Raw genomic sequence first — 4,871 nt, 5'->3', positions numbered from 1 at the left:
TTATAGGTTTCTTCCCGATGGAGAAAAGGAAAAATATACTACATTGAACGAGTACAGAATTATCAATGCTTTTGGCAAAAAATGTCGATGGTCTAGAGTTAATGTTTAAACATTTTAGCCTTGTTGATGTTGCTTGAGGATCTGGAACCTCAGAAGGTACTCAGTTACTTAGGTGAATACAGTCAAAATAAGTGGGCATCGCATATCTGTGAAAATTTGAAAACTAACCAGCAGATTAAATGTTGCATTAGAAAATGGGGAGATGGGGGGATGGGGAGATGGGGAGATGGGGTGACGAAAAAAGCTAATGCACTATTTTAGGTGAAACAATCCAGTAGGATGTGTTAGCGGTAGCGTAACGCACGGAAACCCTATATCTATTGTCAATGCGTAAGTCCTGAAAAGAATACTACAAAAAGGTGCATCTACATCGGAAATAGTAAAAAAAAGCTTCTCCAATTCATTTTAGAAAGCTATATCTATACATTTTTCGCTTTTTTATCTAAATGTTGGCATTTATACCCGCGCTGTCTCGTGAGAGCAGCGTCGGGAGGATGTCAATCAATATTCATTCCCTACCATTTGTAACAAGCACTATTAATGCTTGGTATAAAGAGTTTGACTCTTGCAACCTTCATTCAACAAAGCTTATTAGACATCTCCAAAAATCAAAAATAATCCAATAGACCTCTCCGATAATCAAAAATTAAATCAATTATCGTGCATAAATCATCAATTATTTCCGCCTACTCCCTACTCCCTACTCCCTACTCCCTCTTGTCCGGAGAGGTCTAATTAAAATTTAAACACAATTCCTACAAATGCCGGCTGCTGCATTGAAATTATGGTTCGCCTCCAAAATTTATAGATTTCCTTAAAGGTTGACTATTATGCTATCAAGTTATCTCAAAGTAATTTCAGCTCATACATTAGGTCTAAACTGTGCTGAAAAAACAGAGCAAGAGTTTTGGCAGCAATGGCTGAAGCATCAAGATTATCTTTATTTTTGCTGTGTCAAGTGGATGGGTGGAAACTTGACTTATGCTGAAGATGCCCTTAGTCGGGCAATGATTAAAGCTTGGGAAAAGGTGCAAAAAAATCCAACGAAAATTGATAATTTTAAGGCATGGCTGACAAAACTCACTTACAATCTCTGTGTAGATATTCATCGAGAACATATTCGGGATGCGAATAGAGTTGAAAATATCGAAGAGTACACATCTGCTGAGGAGCAAGAAGTGGTTTCAGTTCAAGAGAGGCCAGATTCTGCTATAGAAGTAGAAGAGAAAAGGATTATGATTTGTCGTGCTATTGATAATTTACCGGAGAGGATGCGTGAAACGTTTATCCTCCATTTTTATCAGCAACTGTCTAATCAAGAGATTGCTCAACAGCAAAACATTTCTTACGATAATGTCTGTAAGCGCATTTCTCAGGCACGGAAGATTTTACAAAAGGAGTTGAGGGAATATTTTATCTTGGAAGGCTAAGGCAATGAAAAACCACTGCCTATAATAGAGCAGTTGATAAGAAATGTCCTTCGTGAGATCATGTCCGATAGCATCGGAGCGTGTATAAAATTAAGGTGACACTCTTGAGAAAACCTTCTGCCTCCTGCCCCCAGCATAGCTGCCTTCCTTCCACCAAAGTCTAACTATTCAACCGGACATGATATGAGATAGTGATACAGCAGTTTCCGAAGCTATGAGGTACAGTTGTTTTTATTCTTTTCTGTTCCCTGTTTCCTATTCCCTCAAACCTAAAATTTTATACCTCATAACAACGGGAAACGTTGTATCAAAATTTGCTTTTCCTAAGCATACAACATCTAGGTTAAAGTTTCTCTGAATTTTAGGCAAAAAAATAATTCAGAAATTTGCTTCCTTAAACGTCTAATTAATGAAAGCAATTACAAGGTTTCTTGAGGACAATATTATGCTTGAGTTGAGCTAAAACAAGCCAAAACTCATATCATGCCCGGTTGAATAATTAGACTTTGGTGGAAGGAAGGCAGCTATGCTGGGGGCAGGAGGCAGAAGGTTTTCTTTCATTCAGGACTTACGCATGAACGCTATTCGTAGGGTGTGTTAGCGGCAGCGTAACTGAGCGAAGCCTTATATATAGTGCCTTTGCGTAAGTCCTGTCATTGTTACCTTAATTTTATACACGCTCCGATGCTACCGGACATGATATCAACCATCAATCAAATCATATCAAGTTCTAATAATTAGGGTTTGCTGAAAAAGTCTGTTAGTGAAGGAAGGGAACAGCGGTGCGACCCCGCGACGACGCTAGTCGCAAGGGAACGCGCACCAAGAGAGGGAACAGTTTAAACTATCTGCTACGGTCAAATTTTCGGCATTGTCAGGGTCAAAACTTTACCATTTTGAGACAACAATAGCCAAAAACTAGGTACTTTTTCAGAACTGAAAAAGGCTAAAACCAATATCAGTTAATACTTTGAGGTTTAATCAGCAAACCCTAATTACTCAATGCAAAAGTTATTGCGACTGAAACGGAGTGCAAGGAAGCAATCTCTAAAAACAGGGGATTGATTTCCTACGGAATGTTCTACAAATGTACCTCGCAATGACAAATGTTCAAACAGACTCGATCTCAAAAAGTATTCTGCCTCTCGAAATTTCTTGTTCCATCTGCTTTTTGTACTATTTTGTATACAATACTATTTCTCAAATGACACAGACAAAAGAAAAATTCAAAAAACTCGACGTTCCCTATTTCTCTCAGTTGGATAACGATACGGCCTATCACGGACCTGGTTACAGACAATGCAACCTAACTTCTTGTTCAATGTTTTTAGCCTTCCTCAGACCAGATCTTGTTGAAAAAGCAAAATCAGAGGGTTATCGTGAATTTGAAAGTATGTACGGAAAGATACTAGATAAATATGGCGATACTACCGATCATCAAGCAAATACTCGTGCTTTACAATATTTTGAAGTAGATACCTATTTTTCCTATACGCTTTCAATTGATGATTTAATCCTGTGCTTGCAAGCAGGATATCCAGTAGTTATGGGTATGGCATATAAAGGTAGCGGACACATGGTGGTAGCTACGGGATTCGATCTAGACAAAAAGAAAATTTTCATACACGATCCTTATGGTATTAGAGACGGAGCGGGCAATACTTACCAGGTAGGGGTAAAAGCAGCTTACGATCCTTACAGTTTGGATCTTTTAAAACAAATTTGGGTCGATCAGGGAAAAGAAGCAGGATGGGGTCGAGTCGCTGTTTCTGTTAAAGGAAAACCTACAGGACTACCTCAGAATTTGTAGATTCTGCTATGCTGTCTTTGCCTGTAGCAGGGCACAGGCAATGGTGGAAAAACATTAATATTTATGCCTAATTAAATTTCACTAGGTCATTGCGACCGGAACGGAGTTGAGGGAAGCAATCTCGCAGAGAAACTGGGTTTATATGAAATCCCCTAGTATACTGACATCTGTCTCCCATAAACCTGGTTTCTGAGAACACTTCCATTGCAAGCGGATTTATATCACTAGGTCATTGTGAGCAGAACAGAGTTGTGGGAAGCAATTTGTAATTCCCTAAGATTGCTTTTTAATGGAATTGCTTTGCCAACTTTCCACTCCCTTGCTCCTTTATATCATGTCTGGATAAGAGCGTGATGAAAAAACTTATCATGAGTGCTTAAACAGTAAATCTTTCTATTTTCCCCTCCTGGGAGGGGCGAGGGGTGGGTCCCTACTCCCCTACTCCCCTACTCCCCTACTCCCCTACTACCTTAATAATAAGTATTCAACCGGACATGATATTACCTCCTGTTTCTACCCTCTGTTGCCCGTTGTCTCTTTGCCTTCAGAAAAATATCAAGACTATAAAAAATGGAAACTATCAAAGCAATTAGTCAAACTGTTCTCAAAAAAGCAGTAGCTCAAGCTTCTCAACTTCCTGAGAGTCAAAAAACATCTGTTCCCCAAGGAAAAACCTATGAAGTTCTCAAATATTCTCCAGCAGAACAGGGACACTACCAAGTTGAACTCAATAATAATGCAGGAACCTGGTATATTTTCTCCGATCATTGGGAGCTATCCTGGGAAAATAAAGCAAAAACTACAGAATCTAATAAGTCAGATATCTTTACCGTAGAAAATCTGAAAGCAATTATGCCCGATGCTTCTGATGAGGATATTCATCGATATGTCGCTCCTCTCAATCAGGTTATACATGATTTTGATTTAGCAACAACAGCAAGAGCTTGTGCATTTATTGCTCAAATTGCCCATGAAAGCGGTTCTTTCTATTATAAAGAAGAATTAGCTAGTGGTGCTGATTATGAGGGACGAGAGGATTTAGGTAACACCCAACCAGGAGATGGCAGACGATATAAAGGAAGGGGTCTGATTCAACTTACAGGCAGAGCTAATTATCGTGAATGTGGTCAAGCATTAGATTTGCCTTTAGAAGACAAGCCAGAAATGGCTGTTCAAGACCCTTATACGAATGCGGCGGTGGCAGCTTGGTATTGGGAAAGTCGGGATATTAACGAGTATGCAGACCAAGGAAACTTTGAAAAAGTCACCCGTTTGATTAATGGTGGTCTAAATGGTTATAGCGATCGCCTGCAATTTTGGGAAAGAGCTAAAAAAGTTCTGGGTCTTAACTAGCTATTAGCTATCAGCTATCAGCGTTTCAGTCTAAAAATTTGTTAGGTATCTGTTTGCGGAGCAGTCCAGACCGAAAAGCTTGGTTCAACAATTACAGCGCTTTTCGCTCTTGATGAACCACATCGTCATAACCACGCGCCCTGTAGGGACGTTGCATGCAACGTCCCTACTGAAATGAAAACCGCTGTATAGTTTTCTCAGAGCGATCGCCCTTGAAA

The 4,871-nt window shown here is 39.6% G+C and carries 3 protein-coding genes; all 3 read left to right on the top strand.

Going from position 1 to position 4,871, the window contains the following annotated elements; all coding sequences use genetic code 11:
• The first annotated feature begins 890 nt into the window (after nt 1–890).
• The 3 genes from F6K54_RS40435 to F6K54_RS40425 all read left to right on the top strand — a co-directional run bounded on the left by F6K54_RS40435 (nt 891) and on the right by F6K54_RS40425 (nt 4,653).
• Nucleotides 891–1,490, top strand: a complete 600-nt coding sequence (locus F6K54_RS40435) for an RNA polymerase sigma factor (protein WP_293090047.1) — start codon at nt 891–893, stop codon at nt 1,488–1,490.
• A gap of 1,204 nt (nt 1,491–2,694) precedes the next feature.
• Nucleotides 2,695–3,300 carry a C39 family peptidase gene (locus F6K54_RS40430; RefSeq protein WP_293090045.1) on the top strand — a complete coding sequence of 202 codons (606 nt, stop codon included), beginning with the start codon at nt 2,695–2,697 and terminating at the stop codon, nt 3,298–3,300.
• Nucleotides 3,301–3,870: 570 nt separating this feature from the next.
• The gene (locus F6K54_RS40425; protein ID WP_293090043.1) at nt 3,871–4,653 is read left to right on the top strand and encodes a glycoside hydrolase family 19 protein; all 783 of its coding nucleotides are present in this window, start codon (nt 3,871–3,873) and stop codon (nt 4,651–4,653) included.
• The last annotated feature ends 218 nt before the right edge of the window (nt 4,654–4,871 follow it).

Source organism: Okeania sp. SIO3B5, from assembly GCF_010692555.1.
GTDB lineage: Bacteria > Cyanobacteriota > Cyanobacteriia > Cyanobacteriales > Microcoleaceae > Okeania.
This window is presented reverse-complemented; position numbering and strand designations above follow the sequence as displayed.

Coding starts and splice junctions, on each gene's coding strand:
- F6K54_RS40435 (WP_293090047.1), top strand. CDS start 891: ATGCTATCAAGTTATCTCAAAGTAATTTCAGCTCATACATTAGGTCTA.
- F6K54_RS40430 (WP_293090045.1), top strand. CDS start 2,695: ATGACACAGACAAAAGAAAAATTCAAAAAACTCGACGTTCCCTATTTC.
- F6K54_RS40425 (WP_293090043.1), top strand. CDS start 3,871: ATGGAAACTATCAAAGCAATTAGTCAAACTGTTCTCAAAAAAGCAGTA.